Annotated in this window: 23 protein-coding genes and 1 pseudogene; 1 reads left to right on the plus strand and 23 read right to left on the minus strand. The window is 37.8% G+C overall.

Annotated elements, in window-relative coordinates:
• Positions 1–72: 72 nt before the first annotated feature.
• The 7 genes from MTO68_RS15210 to MTO68_RS15240 all read right to left on the minus strand — a co-directional run bounded on the left by MTO68_RS15210 (position 73) and on the right by MTO68_RS15240 (position 7,633).
• Positions 73–525: a PIN domain-containing protein gene (locus MTO68_RS15210; protein ID WP_244013199.1), complete on the minus strand. Its 453-nt coding sequence runs from the start codon at positions 523–525 to the stop codon at positions 73–75.
• On the minus strand, positions 522–1,253 hold the full coding sequence (locus tag MTO68_RS15215) for a hypothetical protein (RefSeq protein ID WP_244013201.1): 732 nt from the start codon (positions 1,251–1,253) through the stop codon (positions 522–524). Before MTO68_RS15215 ends, MTO68_RS15210 begins: the two co-directional genes overlap by 4 nt.
• A 158-nt stretch (positions 1,254–1,411) precedes the next feature.
• Positions 1,412–1,729 carry a DUF4236 domain-containing protein gene (locus tag MTO68_RS15220; RefSeq protein ID WP_244013203.1) on the minus strand — a complete coding sequence of 106 codons (318 nt, stop codon included), beginning with the start codon at positions 1,727–1,729 and terminating at the stop codon, positions 1,412–1,414.
• Positions 1,730–1,863: 134 nt separating this feature from the next.
• Positions 1,864–2,097 (minus strand): kynureninase, encoded by a 234-nt coding sequence (locus MTO68_RS15225; RefSeq protein WP_244013205.1) that lies wholly within the window; start codon positions 2,095–2,097, stop codon positions 1,864–1,866.
• A 133-nt stretch (positions 2,098–2,230) separates the two neighbouring features.
• On the minus strand, positions 2,231–2,812 hold the full coding sequence (locus MTO68_RS15230; RefSeq protein ID WP_244013207.1) for a hypothetical protein: 582 nt from the start codon (positions 2,810–2,812) through the stop codon (positions 2,231–2,233).
• A 13-nt stretch (positions 2,813–2,825) separates the two neighbouring features.
• Positions 2,826–3,257, minus strand: coding sequence for a hypothetical protein (locus tag MTO68_RS15235; RefSeq protein ID WP_244013209.1), 432 nt, complete (start codon positions 3,255–3,257; stop codon positions 2,826–2,828).
• 80 nt (positions 3,258–3,337) lie between these two features.
• Positions 3,338–7,633 (minus strand): tape measure protein, encoded by a 4,296-nt coding sequence (locus MTO68_RS15240; RefSeq protein ID WP_244013211.1) that lies wholly within the window; start codon positions 7,631–7,633, stop codon positions 3,338–3,340.
• Between the two features lie 175 nt (positions 7,634–7,808).
• On the opposite strand from MTO68_RS15240, the gene MTO68_RS15245 reads away from it, so the two are divergent.
• Complete coding sequence (locus MTO68_RS15245) at positions 7,809–8,060, plus strand: hypothetical protein (protein WP_244013213.1); 252 nt, start codon at positions 7,809–7,811, stop codon at positions 8,058–8,060.
• Positions 8,061–8,472: 412 nt separating this feature from the next.
• Here the strand turns inward: MTO68_RS15245 and MTO68_RS15250 are convergent, their stop codons facing one another.
• The 16 genes and pseudogenes from MTO68_RS15250 to MTO68_RS15325 all read right to left on the minus strand — a co-directional run bounded on the left by MTO68_RS15250 (position 8,473) and on the right by MTO68_RS15325 (position 19,344).
• Positions 8,473–8,958: a hypothetical protein gene (locus tag MTO68_RS15250; RefSeq protein ID WP_244013215.1), complete on the minus strand. Its 486-nt coding sequence runs from the start codon at positions 8,956–8,958 to the stop codon at positions 8,473–8,475.
• Between the two features lie 2 nt (positions 8,959–8,960).
• Entirely contained in the window at positions 8,961–9,875 is a 915-nt protein-coding gene (locus tag MTO68_RS15255; RefSeq protein WP_244013217.1) for a phage tail tube protein, read from the minus strand.
• Positions 9,876–9,950: 75 nt separating this feature from the next.
• On the minus strand, positions 9,951–10,301 hold the full coding sequence (locus tag MTO68_RS15260) for a hypothetical protein (RefSeq protein WP_244013219.1): 351 nt from the start codon (positions 10,299–10,301) through the stop codon (positions 9,951–9,953).
• 3 nt (positions 10,302–10,304) lie between these two features.
• The gene (locus MTO68_RS15265) at positions 10,305–10,715 is read right to left on the minus strand and encodes a hypothetical protein (RefSeq protein WP_244013221.1); all 411 of its coding nucleotides are present in this window, start codon (positions 10,713–10,715) and stop codon (positions 10,305–10,307) included.
• Positions 10,712–11,092, minus strand: a complete 381-nt coding sequence (locus MTO68_RS15270; protein ID WP_244013222.1) for a hypothetical protein — start codon at positions 11,090–11,092, stop codon at positions 10,712–10,714. Before MTO68_RS15270 ends, MTO68_RS15265 begins: the two co-directional genes overlap by 4 nt.
• 39 nt (positions 11,093–11,131) lie before the next feature.
• Complete coding sequence (locus MTO68_RS15275) at positions 11,132–11,755, minus strand: hypothetical protein (RefSeq protein WP_244013224.1); 624 nt, start codon at positions 11,753–11,755, stop codon at positions 11,132–11,134.
• A 76-nt stretch (positions 11,756–11,831) separates the two neighbouring features.
• A complete protein-coding gene (locus MTO68_RS15280; protein WP_244013226.1) occupies positions 11,832–12,200 on the minus strand; it encodes a glutamate 5-kinase in 369 nt (122 codons plus the stop codon).
• Positions 12,200–12,583: a hypothetical protein gene (locus MTO68_RS15285; RefSeq protein WP_244013228.1), complete on the minus strand. Its 384-nt coding sequence runs from the start codon at positions 12,581–12,583 to the stop codon at positions 12,200–12,202. The genes MTO68_RS15280 and MTO68_RS15285 overlap by 1 nt, the downstream gene beginning before the upstream one ends.
• A gap of 58 nt (positions 12,584–12,641) precedes the next feature.
• Positions 12,642–13,001 (minus strand): annotated as a pseudogene (locus MTO68_RS15290) (hypothetical protein); the annotation flags it as partial.
• A gap of 41 nt (positions 13,002–13,042) precedes the next feature.
• Positions 13,043–14,014, minus strand: coding sequence for a major capsid protein (locus MTO68_RS15295; RefSeq protein ID WP_244013232.1), 972 nt, complete (start codon positions 14,012–14,014; stop codon positions 13,043–13,045).
• Between the two features lie 3 nt (positions 14,015–14,017).
• A complete protein-coding gene (locus tag MTO68_RS15300) occupies positions 14,018–14,785 on the minus strand; it encodes a hypothetical protein (RefSeq protein WP_244013234.1) in 768 nt (255 codons plus the stop codon).
• Between the two features lie 86 nt (positions 14,786–14,871).
• Positions 14,872–15,111: a hypothetical protein gene (locus tag MTO68_RS15305; RefSeq protein ID WP_244013236.1), complete on the minus strand. Its 240-nt coding sequence runs from the start codon at positions 15,109–15,111 to the stop codon at positions 14,872–14,874.
• Entirely contained in the window at positions 15,108–16,235 is a 1,128-nt protein-coding gene (locus MTO68_RS15310) for a minor capsid protein (protein WP_244013238.1), read from the minus strand. Before MTO68_RS15310 ends, MTO68_RS15305 begins: the two co-directional genes overlap by 4 nt.
• Positions 16,236–16,238: 3 nt before the next feature.
• Entirely contained in the window at positions 16,239–17,591 is a 1,353-nt protein-coding gene (locus MTO68_RS15315; protein WP_244013240.1) for a DUF4055 domain-containing protein, read from the minus strand.
• A gap of 39 nt (positions 17,592–17,630) precedes the next feature.
• Positions 17,631–18,863: a PBSX family phage terminase large subunit gene (locus MTO68_RS15320; RefSeq protein WP_244013242.1), complete on the minus strand. Its 1,233-nt coding sequence runs from the start codon at positions 18,861–18,863 to the stop codon at positions 17,631–17,633.
• Positions 18,841–19,344: a terminase small subunit gene (locus tag MTO68_RS15325; protein WP_244013244.1), complete on the minus strand. Its 504-nt coding sequence runs from the start codon at positions 19,342–19,344 to the stop codon at positions 18,841–18,843. The genes MTO68_RS15320 and MTO68_RS15325 overlap by 23 nt, the downstream gene beginning before the upstream one ends.
• Positions 19,345–19,381 lie beyond the last annotated feature (37 nt).

Consider the following 19,381-nt stretch of genomic DNA (forward strand, 5'->3'; position numbering starts at 1 on the left):
TAGTTCAAGATACTAATTATTGGTTTAAAAAGAAACCACACGAAGGTGGTTTGTAATAATTATTATAAATTTCTATTGTTTATCAAATAAATCCAATCCTATTTTAAGATCATCTCTTTTGTATATCTTCAAATTCAACTCTAATGTTTTAACAGCATTTATTATTCCTCTATCTTCTGATAAAAGTACTTCAGCATTGTTAGCCAAAGCAATCGCAATAATTTGTAGGTCAACTTTAACTTTTTGTTTATCAGTGCGTAAAAATTCTTTATCTAATTTACTAGCTAGCTCCCCGCAAATAAATGCAGTTTTCTTGTCAAAAGCACCATTTAAAACTTTGTTGTGAGAAATTGTTAAAAGTTTATTGCGACGATTGTTATGGTCAATAGCAATAAATTCGGCTATCACTGGTGTTGGGATTAATAAGGTTGCATTATTTTGATGTAAAAAAGTCTCAAGGTTGTTATAAACTGCCCTTTCTGACACTAAAGAAACTAAAATACAATTATCAATAGCAACAATCACTCATGACGCTCCGTAAGCCATTCATCTATAGGGTCGTCAAACTTATCCCAACCACTATCTCCAGCATTCTTAAATTCTTCTATCCAATCAGAAAGGCGCCCATCGGGAATTTCATCAATACTATCAGCAATAAATTCCACTAATTCTAAATCGTCATAACTTCTGTATTTATACTTAGCCTTACCTGTAAATTCTAATTGGTGTTCCGTTCTCCACTTAGCACCTAAAGATGCAGACAAATTTGGTGATATAGCAACACTTACATTATTTCCAGTGATTGTTTTAATTTGAATATGGTCTGTTTTATCAGTCCCTTCTTTTAGACCTATAACTCGACCTCGAATCACTTCAAGTTGAGTAAATGTAAATCCCTCTTCTTTCTTTTTAAATTCATAAAAATGAATATAGCTCTCATTTGAAGAATCTTTATATCTCAATTCTGACTTAGCAGTTGGGTATTTTGTAAGAAAATCAGTAATTGTTTTTATTGCATTTGTTTGGTCTGCAATAGATTTATGAGCGTACGTAATTTTTTCTTCAAGAAATTCTGGATCAAATTTTACAGCATAGTCAGCTGAACCTTCTCTAATATCACCCCATTTTAAGTTCTTAGCGCCCACAATTTTGCATAATGCTTCTAATAGTTTTGCGGATTCTAGAGGGTTAATTTCTGATAAGTTAATCCCAGTGATATAAAGAGAAAATGTGTAATCAGAATTAATCTTCATAAGAACTCCCTCCCTTTAACCAATAAGCTATAAGCTATAAGCTATAAATATCTTAACATTGAGTATAATTTAACATCTTTACATTTTTGTTCAATAGCACTGCGACATAATTCTTCGTAACTAAAGCACCCTACGATGCTTTCTAAAAGGCTCTAGCATTAAAAAATCAAGTAAAGAAAGAACACGATGACAGCTAAAATTAATAAAAATTTAAATACTCCCTTAAATGATCCTGCATCTCTAGAGTCTTGATCTGAAGAAAGTGATGTCTTCACCTTACTTTGTTTATTTCTAGGTGAATAAGACGAATAGGATAGCCCTGTTCCTGGTAATCCAACTGTAGTTCTTGTGCCCTTTTTACCTACATTAACTCTTGCACCATTTTTCCCAACAGATACGCTTGAAACTCCCTTTTTAGTGAGATTCACACGAACACCAGGCATAATTTTAATGCTTTTTCTAAAATTTAATCCCATTGCTTATTTTCCGCAAATTTTCTTAGATCCACTAATTGAACCTTCATTGCAAACAAATTTACCGCATGACAATTTAGTAGTAATAACTGTTGATGCAAGATTGCTCATTTTAGTCTCTGTATAATTACTTAATATTAATTTGGTTTGTAATCCCACAGCGCTCCATGCTCACCACAATTTCGCTCAATTGCATTCATCGTTGTTTCTGTGTCATAAGTTCCCTTTCGCCATTCATCCACAGCAACCTGAACATAAGCTCTACAATTAGCAGGCAAACCTAAGTCTTTACCATAAACAGGCTTACTATTTGGATCTTCTTGAGCACAGCCAGACAAGGCCAAAAATGAAAACAAAACTACTTTTCTCATAATGTAACCACTTTGTTAGTTCTTGTAATCATACTAACAGAAGTGATTTGGATAAACATTAGGCGAAAGTAGGAAAACCCACTTAGGTGGGTTTTTTCAATTAACAATAATAAGAACTTTAGGGTGCTTTTATTTATAAACCACTTGCATCTCGGGATTTTCTTTCTTTTGAACAGCTATTAATATTTGATAACTCGTAAGTAATCGTCACATAACCTGTATTTCCACTATCAGCAATCGCATTCAGCATTAAATCTTCAATGCCATTTGATTCATTAACACCCCACATTGCAGTCAAAGTTCTTTCTTCTTTGTACAATCCCATCATCCAATCATTATGTTCTTTCCAAATACTACCTGCTCTTAAAAAATCATAATCTCTTGTTGGTTTTCCATACTTAGCTGTTAATAGATTCTTTAAATCTAAAAATTCAGACTTTATTGCATCACCATATACATTAGTATTTAAAGTTTTTCCCACCCCTACAACCTTACATAATCCTGACTTTGGCGTGATTAACATGCCATAGCTACTTAAACCTGCAACAGGCTTTGGAGTTTTTGTAAACATATAATAATTATCACTAATTTTTATTGGATCCCCTGCTATTCTTTTTACTTCTGTTAATGACATTCCTGTTTTTAATCCAAATGGTGCTTCAGCATTAGCAAGTCCTGAAAACAAAAGAACCCCTATTAATAATAATCTTTTCATTACTTACACTCAATCATAATGGTAATAATCTAGGTCTACGATATGGCCCTGAGCTAATACGAAATATATTCTTAATATTCAACTTGATATTTTGTTGTTCGAATGCTGGATTAAACCCTGCTGCAGCACATAATCCCCTGCCGTCTGGATCACTTGCTACAGCCATTGCCCATTGCCCTGGTGGTAAATAAAATGTTGCTTTCTCACCAGTGTCGAAACGTCCAATAGTTTCATTTCTAAAAAGAACGCTCAAGTAGCAACCACCCCCCAAAAATCCAGTATCACGCGTAATCTCAACCTCAGCATAACCATCTAATTTCTCTTGATAAGCTAAAATTCGATCTTTAGGAGTTGTTTTTGCAAGTGAGGTTGATATTGGTGCAGTTGCACATCCACCCAAAAAAATTGTAGCTATAGAAAGTCCCAGTAAAACAACATTTTTCATAGGGTGTCTCATATTTTTTAATATTTACCTAATTTAACAAATTGATTACATTTTGAATAGAGCCACCGAAGTGGCTATTCTTATTTTGACAACAAACCGCCTTGACGCTTCTCTTGAATAATCACAGCTCGTACAGCATTACCAACAACCTGAGCAAACTGTCGCTGATCCTGAGTATTACCACCTGAAGTATTAACACCAGAATCAGTAATACTTACTTGGATGATAATATTGGGTTCACTGCTCCGTGGGGAATTATGCTGAATAGATTGAAACTGCCTTCTATCAACATCATCACCACTAATTCGTGAAACTCCCACTAGCCCTCCATTTTTGAATTTTTGAGCATTTAAATCTGGTTGAGTAGAACCTAAATGGTGAGATTTCATGCCAAGATATTCACGCTGAAATGGTATCTCACCCGTCTGATTCATGTAATTTAAAGCGGATAAACCAAGTTTGGAAACAGCTGAAGCCTTCATCATAAACTCGCCATTGGATGCCATGATTGGAATATCATCACTCGTTCCAGTGCCTTTGCCTGTGATGTGTCCGCCAGTTGCAAAACCTTGAGGTGTAATAGCTTGGATCATTGCTAAGAAAGTGCCCTGATCCAAAGCAGCTTTAGCACCTGCGGCTACTTTCTGCCATACAGTACCTGGTTCTTTAGCATAAGCATCAGAAACAGATGACCATAAATTCATACCAGCTTGAGTAAGTGCAAAACCCTGCTGCATAGCAAACATTGTTTTATATGCACCTGAACTTTCACCAAGAATACCTTTAAACATATTTGCAAATGAACCGGTTAACTGCTGAGCTTGAGTTAATTGCAGATTCAAGGAATCGGTTTGATACTGATTTTCAATATCAATCATTCGCTGATTATGTGCAGCCCAAATTTGTTCACGAACCTCTGCTAATTTTTGTAAATCAGCGCCTGGTTCTTGCTCTTGGTTTTCAACATCTGCAATCTGTGTATCGAATAGATTTTGCGATGCGCCCATTCTGCTGAATCTATCTTGGTTAACTTGGTATCGACCAGTAGATCCATTCATTTGGGATTGAACAGAATCCCATCCCATAGAGGCATCTTTTAAACGCCGATTCATATCAACTTGATTTTGAAGTTCAAGCATCTGCGATTTAAAAGCTTTTTCTTTTGGGTCTTCATTGCTCTGAGCAATAAGCTTTTTTTCTATGTCATATCTAGCCTTAGCTAGTTGAAGCTCTGACATGTAAAATTCAGTTGCTTGAAGTAAACGCTGATTTTTAGCAAGTTTTGACTTTTCAAGTTCATACGCAAATTTTTCATCAACCTCCTCTTTAGCAATCTGTTTTTGAATATCAGAATATTCTTTGTTTAAAGAAATAGTTACTTTTTGAGTGTCAATTTCATTTTGAATTCGCTGCTCATTTGTCCACTTCCATCCATTAACCTGTAAATCAAATTGAAGTTCTGCAAGTCGATTTTCATTTGCAAATCGTTCATTCTCTTTTTGTTCAAATTTAGCCAAAGCTTCACCTGTAAAATAAGATTGAATATCTGCTAATTTTTTCTCATGTTCAGTTTTTCGTTGAATTTCACCACTTGAATATTGCAGTTCAATATCTTGCTTGGCTTGCAAGAACTTAACCAAATCATTGATAGAATTATCAAAGTCTTTAGTTGAGCCATCAAAACCATTTGTTCCTGCAATATATCCTTTTACATTTTGAACATATTGACGGTTTACTGGTCCAATGTTTGTGCCTTTATCTACATTGCCTTCGCCAGCGTGGTAAGCTGAAATAGCCTTATCCCAAGAGCCGAATTTTTTGTAGAGAATTTGCAGATATTTAGCGGCCGCTTCTGCTGATTTACCCAAATCAAATACATCGCCTCCAGTCAATTTGAAACGCTTAGCTGTATCATCAAGAAATTGAAATCCACCTTTTGCAGTACCATACTTGGTCATAGGACCAATGGCATTAGCATTACCTCGTGATTCCTGCATATGAATGCCTGAAAGCAGCCCTGGCAAAATAGCGTATTTTGACTCTATATTTTCAAAGCCATATTTAGCAGCATTAGCCTTAACTTTTTCGTTGACCTGTAAGACTTTAAGCTGCTTCTCAAGCTCTTTAGTTCGATCTTTTTCGGATTTAGCTTGTAGATCATCTAAATCTTTGATCTTTTGCTTAATTGAAAGATCCGCCATCATTAAACTAAAGGCGCCTGTATCTATAGGCTGATTTTTACCAAGTAAACCTTGTGCCTCTTTTAGCTTGACATAATTCTCAGCAACTTCTTTTGAAATGCCTTTTGCTCTTAAAGCTAATATTTCACTATTAGTAGAGATATCACTTAAAGACTGATTAATGAATTTCTGAATCTCAACACTTAATCCTTTAACACTCTCTGAAGTAGCAACAGCTTTTTTAGTACCATCTTCTAAAACTTTATTGAAATTCGCTCCAGTAACGTTTGAGTCACTAAGAGATTTATTTAAGCCATCTTGAATAGACTTGTTTTTCTTCAGTTGGATTTCATTAAGAGTTAAGGCTTTTTGCTGTGCTTCGACATTATTTGCTATTTGCAAATATGATTTCAGATCAGACTCTTTGATTGGAATATATTTTTGAAACTCCTTAAGTAAAGCAGTTGCTGATAAAGCGCCAGCACTATAAGCATTTATAGATTTTTTTAGCTGCTCAATACCATCCTTAGACACGCCAGCATTCGCAGCGCTCTGCAATAATGAATCAGACACAAAGCTAAAGCCACTTTTAGCCGATTCTAGACTAGACGTTAATCTTTCTTGCTCAAGAGTGAGATTGCTGCTTTCTTTAGCAAGGTTCTCATAGATGCCTGAAGCTTTATCTAGGGCGCTATTTGCTAATTGACGTTGAGCAGTTCCACGCGCAAGCTCATTGTTACCCTCTTCCATTTTTGCAAAGAATTTTTGAGCCTGTTTAATTTCACCATCAGTAAATAGTTTGGAAGCATCAATTGCCTGTAATGCCGATGCAGTGCTTAATCCTTCCTTTTCGATCTTTTTAAGCTGATCAAGTATTAGATTTTGGCGCTTAATTTCTTCATTGCTTATAGAATCAGAATTTCCTGCAACCATCCCCAAAAGACCATTTTTGGACTTTGAAATTTTAGATTCAGCAGCGCTTACTCTTTTATCAATTTCATCCATTTCAGAAACAAGTTTGGCTGTTGATAATTTTCCATATTCAGCAGTTAATTCGGAAACAGTATTTTTTTGATTTTCAAGGGAATTCGTAGCTGATTCAGTATTATCCCCCATTAAGAGCATAGATGCGCCAACCGCAGCAACAGTTAAACCCAAACCGACTGGACCACCAAGAACCCCAATTAGCGATGTTCCTGCACGAGTAGCTAGGGATTTAGATGCGTTATTAGCATTTTGAGCAATAGTATCTGCTTGAAGTGCGGCTGTGTTCGCCTGTCTTAACGGCAAAACTGTTTTCTCTAGATATGCTATTCGTGCCATACCTGTCATACGAGCTAATTGAGCTTCAGCATTCGCCAACTCTATAGTGGATAAATGTGCAATACGTGCTGTTCTTTGAGCCGTGATTTCATTTGCTAATTGCTCAGCTCGAACTTCTGAGACAAGTGTTGTAATTCTTGTTTGTTGAGCAGCCACACTTTTATAAAGTGCTGGAATGTAGGTTCCTAACCAGTATGCGCCACCGATCATGGCAATGTTTGTTACTGTATCTAGGTTGTTTGCAAGAGAACTTAAAGAACTCGAAATTGCAGATGCTGCCCCACTTCCTTTACCTGCCTCGCCTACAAATTTAGTAACGGCATTGGATAATTGAGTAAATGACTGAGCAATAGTGAAATCTGTTTTGCCAAATAGTTCATTTACTGAGCCACGTGCTTTTGTTAAAGCGTCAACAAGTACATCACCTGTAATCTTTCCTTCTGCAGCAACTGAACGTAATTGACCTACTGTGATTCCCATACCTTGAGCAATTGCCTTTGCAAGTCCAGGCGCTTGCTCCATAACAGAGTTAAGCTCTTCTCCGCGTAGAACATTGGAAGCCAAAGCTTGTGAAAATTGAACTAATGCAGCCTCGGCCGAAGCAGCTGAACCACCACTAATTGCGATTGCTTTAGCAACGGTATCAGTTAGTTCAGCAGTTTTGGCTTGAGTAATGTTTAAGCGCTGTGCATTGTCGGAAAAACGTTGATAGATCTGTGCAACCGAATCCCATGCTTGTGCAGTGTTTTGAGCGATTTTGAAGGTATCGTTCATTGCAGTATTGAGTTCAGATTGGCTTTTAGTGACTAATTTAAGTTTGTTATTTAAACCAGTATAAGTATCCATCTTAGCGATCGCAGTACCAACAGTCACAACCCCTGCCAAATACCCTGCCAACTGACGTGCTGCCACTGACATAGAGTTCATTGAAGTAGTTGCGTAATTACCAGTGCGTTCGATACTTTGTAGCTCTCGATCTAAAGCACGTGCATTACGTGCTGCTTGTTCTGAGCTAATTTCAATAATGAGTGTGCTGCGTTGTTCAGCCATGGCTTTTCCTTTAGGCGTAAAAAAAGCGCCTAAGGGCGCATTGCGGACAATAAAAAACCGACCTTTTAAAAGATCGGCTTTATGGTTTGATGATCATGTTTATTACCACCAGCGTATGGCAGCAATCACTGCCGCGATTCCAAATAATACTGATGCAATAATTGCGGCAGTTGCTAATTTGTTACTAGCTTTATCAGCACCTAATTCGCTCATTTTTCCGTCTACCTTTAATTGGTTTTTGGGGGTATAATTCATATATGTTCTAATCCTCAAGTGTGCATTGTGGGTTGGAAACAAAAACCCCAAGAGCTGTGAACTCTCGGGGTTTTGTTTTGGAATAAAGAAAACCATACGAATATTGTTCTCTCTTATACGTGCACCTCTAATTAAATTTTGTTAGAAGTTTTGATTTGATAGCGCTTATGACTTATTCACTTCACTCAAGCGCTTCCCATCCAGTGCAAAAATACACTCAACAAAAAGCCCTCGATCCAAGTCACAACCGTACACATCAAAATAACTTTTGATATCAGCAAGAGTGAGTGAGTCATAGAACCCACCACCCTGTGGAAAGGCAATAAAGCGTCGAGCCTTTGAAATTAGATTAAAGGCTTTAATGATATGGTTTGCGGTGTAACTTGGCTCTAAACGCTCAGGTGGTTTTATGCCGAGCTTTTGGTAGACTTCTGCGGTTTTTTCTTCGCACCATTTGATGTTTCTTTGTTCGTAGTGCTTGAGGACTTTCCCACTTCATCGACAATCTCTTCAGTCTTAGAGTTATGGATCACCTTAGCCTTTTCCATGATGAAGACAATAATTTCAAGTGATTGCTTTGAGCTTGTACAAATCAGCTCTGCATTTTGCGCGCTGTATTCGATCGGCTTCTTATCCTTACCTACTAGCCCAACCCATCCTAGCAACAGATGTGATACAGCACGGTTAAAACCTAATTTGGCCTTAACCGCTCCTTCATCTGTTACTGCCTTAATGCCTGCAAGCTCTTGCTCGGCTTGAATCCCATTAAGTTCAAGTGAACGTTGAAACGATGGCTTATCAATACTCGCAATGAGTAATTTCACGCCATCTTTAAAATCAAACCATTCTTGAACGTATTCAATGGTCTTCTGTTCTTCAATTTCAATTAACATGATTAAGGCCCCACAACTACAGGAATACGTGTAAGAGTCGGTGCAACATCCGCGACCGTGAATGAAAACTGAGTAGTTAATACATCACCAGCACCACCACTTGGCAAAGGCGCAGATACTTGAACCTTAGGTAGTTTGAGTGTGTATTTATTACCTGCAGTATCTTTCAATGAATATTCAAGGCCGATCGGCTCATTTAAGAATTGTTTTTCATAAAGTTCTGCAGTGTTTTTGGACCATGCAATTGTAAAGTTACCACTGCCTTTCATGATTGTTTCTAAGATTGCAGCAATATTATTTTCATAGTCTAAGCACTTCTGAATTTGCATTGTATTATCAATGGTTAATTCAATCTGAGTGATGCACATTCCTGGTTTCTTTTCACCATCAATAAGAATGTCGCCGGTAGATAGACTAGTTAAAGGTACTGCATCCACTGCAGGTGTTACCGTACCAGTCGGTGCAACCTCATAAGCTGTGCGCTTCATTCCCATAATTGCGAATTTAGAAGTCACAATGCCACTATCAGGAATTGATAAAGTCCATTGGTTAATGTGGCAACCAGTGAAAACTTGGAAGTTATCGATATCACTAAAGCCGCGAATAATCGAAAGCGTTTTTCGAGTAGTACCCCCAAATGTTAAAACGTTGCTATTCCAAGCATTGAAGGCAATTAGCTCTAAGATTCCATCTTGAATGCCATAAGCCCATTCAGATTCAATATCGCCTTGCACTTCTATACCAGTCACTAAAGTACCAGCTGCAATTCGTGAATCTTTGATCGTTTGTGATTCGGTGGTTTGTGCTGATGCATCTAAACCATTAGTGGTAAATGCAAATGTATTCCAGGTTGTTGAAATCATACCAGGCGATGCTTCAAAACCAATTCGGGTTAATTGTTTGGCTCCAGAACTCATTAAGTTCTCCTTAATTTAGGCATAAAAAAACCTCCTTTAAGGAGGTGGATAAAGTTAAACCCTTATGTTTCAAGGTTATTCGTCTTCAATTTCTTTAAATTCAGGTATGTCTCCATCTAGGCAGGCTTTAAATTCATTTTGAGCATATTGATAACTTAGTTCATTCCTTGATGGTTCATTAGCTGCAACATCAGTTGTATAAACATAATCAATCATTCGGTTTAAAACTGGTATGAAGCGCGTATTAGTTCCATCCTTAGCTGCACTCTTAACAACTTCCATAGGTACGCCAATTTGCCTTTTATGCATAACTGCAAAAGCTACATCCCGAAAATTATTACAGAACTTTTCACGTTTAATCTCTACAGCGGCTACACATTGCGTAAGCATGCATGAACCTACTAGTAAGATTATTTTAATATTCATACGCTAATTCACTCGAAATTCTGCTCTCAAAATTTTTGCATAAAAATTGTCATCATCCATATCTTGTGGCGCATGCACTTTATATACTTCAAGAGTGGAAACACCAAAGGATTGTAAAAAGTCACGCCATTTAACACATAGATTTGTCATTTCAATCGTGCCTGAATTCTTTGGTGCAAAGCATTGAATTGAAATAGTGCCTATATCTCGAATACAGGGTTCATTTCCAATACCTGCAATCAAACTATCGCCATACTGAATATAAACTTTGCACCAAAGTTTATTTGATGGTGGATCAAATGGTTTGCCATCTGGAGTTTTCTGATTTTCAATACGAAGATTTGTTTTTTCCACACCACTAAATTGACCTATTCGCTTGTATATCGCCAATTCAGCCTCTGATAAAGTCATCATTTATATCTACTCGTAACTGACTGGAAAGTGATTGAATAAATTCCTAGTGGTGCTTGCCCAGAATGTCCATTCTCTAGAGCAACTGCATAAGGCAGATTATTACTAATGAAGACTCTCATCCCTAATTGAACGCTCAGTACCTTAGCCATTCCATCTGCAATGGTTGTGGTGCCTGAAGTATCTTTTTTCTGAAAGTCTTTGGTGTAATCCACACTACCAATTGAAACTCGATGATTACCTCTGAAAGCCCCTGTATCGACTGGACTTTTAAGCACAACACCTTGAAGCATTGCAGCAGTGATTTTTCTTTGTAGTTCTGAGCCATCACGTAATACTTGGAGTGTGAATTGTGATGGTCTTAATCCGTTCCAACTCATATTTCACCCATTAAAAAACCCACCAAGGTGGGTTTGTATTTATAACCAAATGCCATTTTCCTTCATAATCAATTTTAAAACGTGATCAAACATATCAGGTGTTATTTTTATATTTTCTAATTTTTCACTCAACTTAAGTGAAAGACTATCTATACTGATTGACTCTTTAGTTATGTCCAATAATTTAATGATATATTCAATATCTTTAACCATATCTTTTTTATTAAAATTAGGTTGAGACACTTCAGTTCTTGTTTTTAAAATAGATGTTTCCTTTAATTTTTGAAACTTTAATAAACTCATAATTTCTACAGACAGGATGTATTCTTTTTTATCAATTAAATCTTTAAAATATATAGATAGCCCCCATTCTTTTATTTGACTTCTATTGGTACTTTGGTAATAAAGGCTAAGAACCAAAGAGGTTTCCATATATAACTCTAATGAATCACCGTCAGACTTAATGAAATTTTGAAAAAAATTTTCAATTTTTTGTTTTGTCGTTTCAAAATCCTCATTAATTGATTTTATTAATAAACTCTCAACATGTTCTCTAAATTTATAAATATCTAATGAATTGAGTTTTGAAAGTAATTTTATTATTTTTATTTTACTTAATATACTCCCATCATACACAGCACAAATATTATTAAATTTTTCCATGATGAACCCCCATGCTAGTAATAAAATACATTAAATTTTGACCTTATCAATAGCATAAACCTCATTTATGTCAACCTTAAATTTTCCGCAACTGACAAACCAAAATACTTTCACTTGGGTCTTTGCCTACACTCAAAACTTTGAATTGACCACCTGCCACCCAAACATCATCTATCTGAGGCACACCAGTTACTTCATTTTGAAGCACAGTAGCTTTTACATCTTCAACTTGATAATCAATAGGCTTTACCAAATCTCGCTTATATGAGCCAAATACGCCACGTCCAGAGTATTGCTCAACAGTCACCATTGGATAAGTCTGTGTTTCAAAGTCAAAATCACCAGATTGGATTTCTTTGGAGCAAGTGAAAGTAGTGATGGTGTCAGCTAAATCGGTATCAAATGCCTCTGCAATGTCGGTTTGTAGTTCATCTCTCAATCCCATCACAGTTTCCTTACCATTTGAACACGTGACTTTTTGGTATAAGGCTTAATCAAATCCAAAATGTATTGTTCTACTGCATTTATTGATTTGGAGCCATCTTGGTATACCTTTTCACTTTCAACACTGTCTGCTTTGACTCGCTTAGATTTAAGCTCTTGGTCTTTATCAATATAGAGTTTTTTATTAATAATGCCTTTAATGATCTCAAAGGACGCATCCTTTAAATCCTGTGGCACATCGTCAACATTTTCATAATCTTTGACGTTTCGAGCGATTAAATATGCCCGACTTTTCTTGAGAAGTTGAGCCTTGTCACTTTCACTTTGGTTGTTCCAAGTATCCCCAAGCGCTTGCTCAACTTCTGATTCAGTGACAAAACTCATAACTCACCTATTTTGCTTTGGTTGTTTTCGGTTTTTCTTCATCCGTTTTATCGGCGTTTGCTTCCAATTCGGTGATACGGGCTTTCATTGCTTCAATATCATTTTGGAATGCAATAAATTCACCTTTTGATGTTTTAAGCTGGTCTAAAGCTTCATCACGTTCTGCAACTACTTTTTCACACTCAGCTTTTGCTTCATCAACAACAGCCTGTAATTCTGGGGTGATGCCCACATTAACTTGAACTGATTGAGCCTGAGCATTTAAGAACGCATAGGCTTGTTTTACTGCTTCAGCATTCGGGAACTCATCATCCACTTCAACCGAAGTTGCAGCAGAAATAACACCCAGAAATGAAGTTCGGTAGCAAGCATTTGGTTGTTGATTTTCAGGAATTGTATTTGTATAAATTACTTTCACTTTATTCTCCAAAACAAAGGCGACCGAAGCCGCCAAGTTTATTAAGGTGTACCTGAGATTACCGCAGCAAAAGGCACAAGTTTACGATCAAAGACACGTTCCCAATTTGCAGCATTTGCATACTGAGCAATTGTTGGGGTTTTATTTTGATCCTCTTCACCTTTCCAAGAGAATCCAGCAGGCTGCAAGATGTAAGTCTTACGCTCCACGATGATTTCAGAACCACCACCGTTACCACCTAAGGCATCACGCTGAACTTCGACTGGATTGGTTGGAGTGCCCTCACCATAACCGAAGGCACCCGTACCAAAGAACATTGAAAGGTACTGGTTTGCGCCATAAGTAAGACCATCATCCATAAAGATTGGTTTACCAAGGTAGGTGGTTAAGATGATGTTCCCTTGAGAGTCTTTCACATACTCAATCAAGTCTTTTTGCACCATCTGCTTCATAACAACAGAGTGCACACCAATTGCAGCAAACTGATCAGCTGCATCACCAGCGGTAAATGCTGCATCCTGCATTGCCGTAGCAGTCATCGTTGCACCTGCATCAATAACCATGTCGCCAGAGTTATTTGCAAGGTTAGATGCAATCACACCACGCGCAGCACCCAATAAATAACGCTGCCATTGGCGCTCCCAATACTTACCATAACGGTTTCGAATGTGTTGCATTGGTTCGCTATTGGCAAGCTCAGTCGTTAAATCTGACACGCCATAAGGTTTGTTCAGATAAAGGGTTCGAGCTTGCATTTTGCCTTGCGATGCTTTGCCCACTTTCCCTTTTTGATCCGGATCGTCTGTAGAGACGTTTGCCTCTTCATTGGCATCAAGATCTTGCCAATAAGAAATTGTTGAAGTGCCTTGACCATTATTTGCAATATCACTCAAAGCTGGGTTTTTGGTAACAATACCTGATTGATAAACTGCCGTTTTTTCAGGTGAGTTCACTGGATCTAATGTTTGGTAGTAATCCCCAACAAAAATATCCGCAATACGAGTAGCTGGCATAAATTAGTTTTCCTTAGTTTTTAATAACTGTTGAAATGCGTTTGGATTTTCACGCGCAATTGCTGCACGTTCTGATTCTGTATAGTCAGACCATTTTTTAGTTGATGTTCCTGAACCTGGTGCACCAGAACCTTGCGCTTTAGGAAAGAAATAAGACTTGGTTTCACGCAGGCTTTCGACCCATTCTTTAGGGCTTAATGGGGTTGAGCCATCTTTCCCAATGATTGTTTCGCCATTGGCATCGATCATCACAGCATTGCCTTTTTCATCTAAAGCAAACTGAGATAAAGCCAAGGCCGTAACATCATCTGTAGCTTCCGCTAAACCACCTACACCACTGAATGCTTGTGCGATCTGGCCTTTCACTACCGACTGTTTAAACTGGTTTGCATATGCTTCCGCTTTATTTGCTCGCTCAGTTTCAGCCTGCAATTGTCTGTCATGATCCTGCTTCATTTTTTCAGTTCGCTTTTGAATGACTTCATCAATCTTGCCCTCGGCAATCAGGCGCGAGTCCTCATCAAGACTAAGCTTTTCAAGCAATTGTCGTGTTTTCTCGGGATCAATTCCTTTAAATTGATCTTGCAAAGTCTTTAATTCTTGTTTTGCAATTTTCGCAGCATCACGCTCGCTTTGAAGTGCAGATTTAAGCCCTTTAGGGTCTTCATAACCATCTAAATCTAAGCGAAACTTCCCGTCCACTTCGACATAAAGTGCTTTATGCTCTTCTTTAATTGCATCTAATGAATCAACTACAAATGGTAAAGCCATTTTTCAAACCTCTCGTTTGATTGTGTTAAACCTTGTCTCAAGGCAATAAAAAAGCACCCGATTGGGTGCTGTGATTTGAATTTGATTTACTTCGGATTGTATGGCTTGTCTCGAAAATCCGTGCCTTGCATTACTGGTCTTAATGCCTGTGATGCAATCCAAATATCATTACGACATACAGGGCAACTTAATACATACATTGTTTCATTCCGATCAATCATTACCCGAGTTTCATTCTTTTGAAATTCAAGTACTGAGTGACATTTACCACATGATGCTGTATAGGTTTGCAATTCAGATGGTGTGCCTCGACTAATTACTTTCACAATCCCAACTCCTTAAATGTGTCTTCATCCACTTTCTTAAGCTCTGCAATGGTAAAAGGCTTACCACTTAATGGATCAATGAATTTATCCAATGGATACTGGCCAGACTTATACAGCTCATATCGAGTCTTGCCGAGCCAGTTACGCTGAAAGGTTTCATCTTGTCGCTTAAACCAATTTTTATATGATGTATTGGCATCAACTTGACCTATCTTGCCATCACGTTGATCTTTCGGAATATCCTTAACTGCTCGATTATCAGCTACAAATGGTCGTAATCCTGCAATCTTCCCATCTGCATCCACGCCAAGCAAAGTTGATCTACAATGAGGATGTAAAGGTGGTCGTCTAATATTTGGATCACCCTTTTGCCATGTAGTTTGATCTAATGACGCACATAGCATTGATGTCCTGCCATCAAGCACACTGAAAAACTTGTAGAATTCAAAACCTAAAGCATCCCAAGTAGACTCATAAGATTGATTCGACACATGGCTTCGTGCAGTTCTAACAACTCGATCAACATCCTTAAAAGATTGATCAATCAAGCCGTCAAAATGAACTTTCTTTCCATCTATGGTTTTGTCATAACCACGAATACGCTTAACAATTTCGTGATTCGTTTGACCTGAATTAATTCCATCTCGAATCGCATATTCAACTTTTTGGCGAGCTGTAGTGGCAATATTTTCAAGTAAGCTATCAACTAAAGCGCCACCAGTTAAAGGTTTATGCTTGATCTTTGTATACAACTTTTTGCCATCAGGCTCTTTTACTGGGTTATTTAGCGCCTTGGATAACCATATGGACTCGTAAACTGCGAATGCCGTTGCTGTAATTGCAAATGTTTCAGGCAGCGCGACACACAAGCTTAGGAACCATTCATCAATAAGGCTGCGTACTTCTTTGAGCTCTGGTGTTGTGTATTGTGCACCAGATAAGGCTATTTTCTCTTGATCGCTTAATTCTTCCAGCAAATCACGAAGTCTCACAACCATTTCATTTGATTGATTGCTTAAAAGCTGCCACATTTCATTAACAGTTTGACTCGATGCCCGGTGCAAATAAGTTTGATGCTGAATAAATGCATTGAGAAAAGCTTGTTCTTGAATCGAGTTGTTCATCGTCTAACCCATATTTAGTGTGCCTTCAGTTTCTTGTTCAACCTTAAGCAATTCTTCTTGATATCCACCTTCAGGAAGTTTGCCAGTAGCAATGTAGTCCCAATAAGTTGAGAACGAGTTTTTACCAGCCAAAGCACCTTCATAAAGTTGCTTAGCTAGGTTAATGTCATAGGATTGATTGGAAAATTCAGGCTTAACCGTAAACACATAATCATTGGGATTCAGACCAAGCCATTGAGCTGCGTACTTTAATGCCTGTTCTATACCCTCTGCAGCACAAGTCACAATGCTGTGTAAGCTTGCATGCTGATCATCTTGTCTTGCTCGACGTGCTTCACCTGATTCTTGGGTATTGGTATCAATAACCTTTGCACCTGCTTCTAATGCAGCATTCTTTTGAGAATCCATTTCAGCTTTGGTTTTATCAATTCCTACGCCTTCGATCTCTAAATATCCACACTCAGCACCCTGAGGTAAATCCCAAACTGCCATTACACCAGTAACACTGATTTCATCATCATCCGATAGGCCAGTAATCCATGGTTGCGGATGAGCCGTATGATGAAGTGATTGAAAATAGTCAGCAGATAATTGATAATACTTAATTGCTGCCTTTGCCATCGATAACAATGGAATTGATCCAATATTTGAAGAATTGTTTGTTGCACCTATAAAAACAAATGTAATAAAACCTAGATTATTGTTTCCAATTTTTGGTGTTTTTTCTTCAGTTTTCCCACCATCATGTAGGAACACTTCAAAATTACCATCATTCAATTCTAAAGAACGCTGAACTGTCTTTGTACTATGGCTAAACTTATCATCACCTGAACTATGTTGTTCTTCTAAAACAACCAATGTGGTGTCTTTACGTCCTTCAACACTGTTTTCCTTCCAGTTGATGATAGACAGTGCGTCATACAGAGCAAAATAAGGTTTTCCATCACCATCTACATCGATGTAAAGCCCACAACGGCCAAATTCAATAATCTGCTCAACTATTCGAATGAATAACTGCTTTAATCCGAATCCATCATTTGTTGCATTTTCTTCTAAATGCTTCATCAAATTACTTTTGATCTGAATTTCAGGAGTAAGTTTAGAAACTAAGCCAATCATGGTCCGCAAAGAATCTTGGACCCACAATGGATATTGAGCTCGCTGCAGATATCCATTATAAATTTCTTTACCAAGTGGACTTTGTTTTTCAGCTTCGATTTGACCTGCTGACTTTGGTAGATACTTGGTTGTAGCCTCTTTTATAGTTTCTTCGCCAGCAACAGAGCTTGAATCCCGCATCAATTGCCAACTCTTTTTGACCGCTGCGTACTGCGGATGTTGATCTGTAACTGCCATATTATTACCAATAAAAAAACACCCGAAGGTGCAAACTGTTTAAGCCATCCCTCGAATTCTTCGAGTTTTGACTTTCTGAACATGTTTAACTGCTATGTAAGGTTCCAAGGCATATCTCAATGCATCCGCATAGTGGTTGTCTTTATCTAAGATTTCCGTAGTGATTTCATCGAAATTATCTTTTTTGTAGCTGTAAGCCATTAATTCTGCATAGCAATTATCAGCATCAGGATGAACAACAATTTCATCAAAAGATTGAATGTAAACCACACCATCCTCAACTGAGCCTGACCACTTCACACACGCTTTCAACAACGGTAGTGGACATTCTTTATCCTTTTGAACCTTGCTGATTGTTTCGGGTCTAGAGTTATCTGCTCTTGATGTATTGGTTTTGAGTTTGGGTATGTGTCGATAAAGCCAAGCAGCAGTATCATCCAACTCCAACCCCACTCTACTTGCTGCATTTCGAATGTATAGAGTGCGTCCTTTTACATAAGCTTCAATTGTCGCAACTGGATCTGTACTAAATCCCCAATCCACGCCCAACATTGGATCGCCAAAACTTTCATCAACTTCAAATTCACGCTGTCTAAGCTTTTTGCCGAATATTGACGCCTCGGAAAGCTTTAAAAACTTCCCACCCCATATCCACTCATAACGACCTGCATCACCTCTAGCATCACGTAAACGCTGATTGTTTAAAGATTCAGGAAACCAAGGATTGTCACGCCAACCAATACTAATATGTAGAGTTCGATTATCTTTTTTAGCTACAAACTCTTGCCAAGTTGGGTCAGTTTCAAATTTCGGGTTAAACACTACATAAATTCTAACCTTTCCATAACGAGGCGTTGGTCTAACAATATCCCATGAGTTTTGACTCACATTTTCAGCTTCATCCACAAGCACAACACGTAATTTCGTAATTGACTTTATGCTTGTGATATTTGACTTCAATCCCGCAAAAATGAAGCGTGCACCAGTTATTAGGTTGGTAATTTCATCTTTGAGAATTTTAAATTGCTCATCTAAGCCAAGCTGAGAAATTTTGGCAACCAACATCGAATAGATTGAATCATCAATTGATTTCTGAATCTCGCGGCAACAAAGAATCACCCCATCATCAATATACGATTCTAAAATTCCGATGTGTGCCAGTGCTTCAGATTTTGCACCACCACGCCCACCTTCCCAAACAATTGCATCATATTGACAAGTATTTAAATTCTCGAAAGCTGGAGTCAGCTTAAACGGTATCTTTATCTCCATCTGGCTTAACTCCAACAATGTTAAAAGTTGGCGCTTGAATCTTTAAATTACCCGTCAACTTCACTTCTTCTTTAAACATACCAAGATGTTTACCAATCATCTCAAGGGATTTATTCGCACCTGCTTGATCGAATTTATAGAGCGCTGCATATTCTTCATCGGGTCCCTGAATAAATACAGGACTACCATCACGATCAGTTACTTGCTCACCTTGCATACACCGCTCGGCAATAGACTTTAGATTCTTAAGAACATAATAAGCATCAATCCCAAGCTCTTCCGCACGTTCTTCTTGTAGAAACTTAATACGCTCTTGAACATCTGGTCTTAAAATGGCTCGGAATGCATTTGATTTATCCGTATAGCCTGCCTTTTCACCTGCTTTCTTCTTATTTGCAGTCTCAACATAGGCTTGAGCTAAATTTTCATGTTGCTGATTTGCTAGTGGCTCACTCCCTTTCGGAAGTTCTATATCTTCCATAAAGGAATCTCCAATAAAAAACCTCCCGAAGGAGGTT

The organism is Acinetobacter sp. NyZ410 (assembly GCF_022828975.1).
Lineage (GTDB): Bacteria > Pseudomonadota > Gammaproteobacteria > Pseudomonadales > Moraxellaceae > Acinetobacter > Acinetobacter guillouiae.

Excerpts from the sequence above, each read along its gene's own strand:
- MTO68_RS15215 (WP_244013201.1), bottom strand. The coding sequence starts at position 1,253 with ATGAAGATTAATTCTGATTACACATTTTCTCTTTATATCACTGGGATT.
- MTO68_RS15220 (WP_244013203.1), bottom strand. The coding sequence starts at position 1,729 with ATGGGATTAAATTTTAGAAAAAGCATTAAAATTATGCCTGGTGTTCGT.
- MTO68_RS15225 (WP_244013205.1), bottom strand. The coding sequence starts at position 2,097 with ATGAGAAAAGTAGTTTTGTTTTCATTTTTGGCCTTGTCTGGCTGTGCT.
- MTO68_RS15230 (WP_244013207.1), bottom strand. The coding sequence starts at position 2,812 with ATGAAAAGATTATTATTAATAGGGGTTCTTTTGTTTTCAGGACTTGCT.
- MTO68_RS15235 (WP_244013209.1), bottom strand. The coding sequence starts at position 3,257 with ATGAAAAATGTTGTTTTACTGGGACTTTCTATAGCTACAATTTTTTTG.
- MTO68_RS15245 (WP_244013213.1), top strand. The coding sequence starts at position 7,809 with ATGGCTTTTCCTTTAGGCGTAAAAAAAGCGCCTAAGGGCGCATTGCGG.
- MTO68_RS15250 (WP_244013215.1), bottom strand. The coding sequence starts at position 8,958 with ATGTTAATTGAAATTGAAGAACAGAAGACCATTGAATACGTTCAAGAA.
- MTO68_RS15255 (WP_244013217.1), bottom strand. The coding sequence starts at position 9,875 with ATGAGTTCTGGAGCCAAACAATTAACCCGAATTGGTTTTGAAGCATCG.
- MTO68_RS15260 (WP_244013219.1), bottom strand. The coding sequence starts at position 10,301 with ATGAATATTAAAATAATCTTACTAGTAGGTTCATGCATGCTTACGCAA.
- MTO68_RS15265 (WP_244013221.1), bottom strand. The coding sequence starts at position 10,715 with ATGATGACTTTATCAGAGGCTGAATTGGCGATATACAAGCGAATAGGT.
- MTO68_RS15270 (WP_244013222.1), bottom strand. The coding sequence starts at position 11,092 with ATGAGTTGGAACGGATTAAGACCATCACAATTCACACTCCAAGTATTA.
- MTO68_RS15275 (WP_244013224.1), bottom strand. The coding sequence starts at position 11,755 with ATGGAAAAATTTAATAATATTTGTGCTGTGTATGATGGGAGTATATTA.
- MTO68_RS15280 (WP_244013226.1), bottom strand. The coding sequence starts at position 12,200 with ATGGGATTGAGAGATGAACTACAAACCGACATTGCAGAGGCATTTGAT.
- MTO68_RS15285 (WP_244013228.1), bottom strand. The coding sequence starts at position 12,583 with ATGAGTTTTGTCACTGAATCAGAAGTTGAGCAAGCGCTTGGGGATACT.
- MTO68_RS15295 (WP_244013232.1), bottom strand. The coding sequence starts at position 14,014 with ATGCCAGCTACTCGTATTGCGGATATTTTTGTTGGGGATTACTACCAA.
- MTO68_RS15300 (WP_244013234.1), bottom strand. The coding sequence starts at position 14,785 with ATGGCTTTACCATTTGTAGTTGATTCATTAGATGCAATTAAAGAAGAG.
- MTO68_RS15310 (WP_244013238.1), bottom strand. The coding sequence starts at position 16,235 with ATGAACAACTCGATTCAAGAACAAGCTTTTCTCAATGCATTTATTCAG.
- MTO68_RS15315 (WP_244013240.1), bottom strand. The coding sequence starts at position 17,591 with ATGGCAGTTACAGATCAACATCCGCAGTACGCAGCGGTCAAAAAGAGT.
- MTO68_RS15320 (WP_244013242.1), bottom strand. The coding sequence starts at position 18,863 with ATGGAGATAAAGATACCGTTTAAGCTGACTCCAGCTTTCGAGAATTTA.
- MTO68_RS15325 (WP_244013244.1), bottom strand. The coding sequence starts at position 19,344 with ATGGAAGATATAGAACTTCCGAAAGGGAGTGAGCCACTAGCAAATCAG.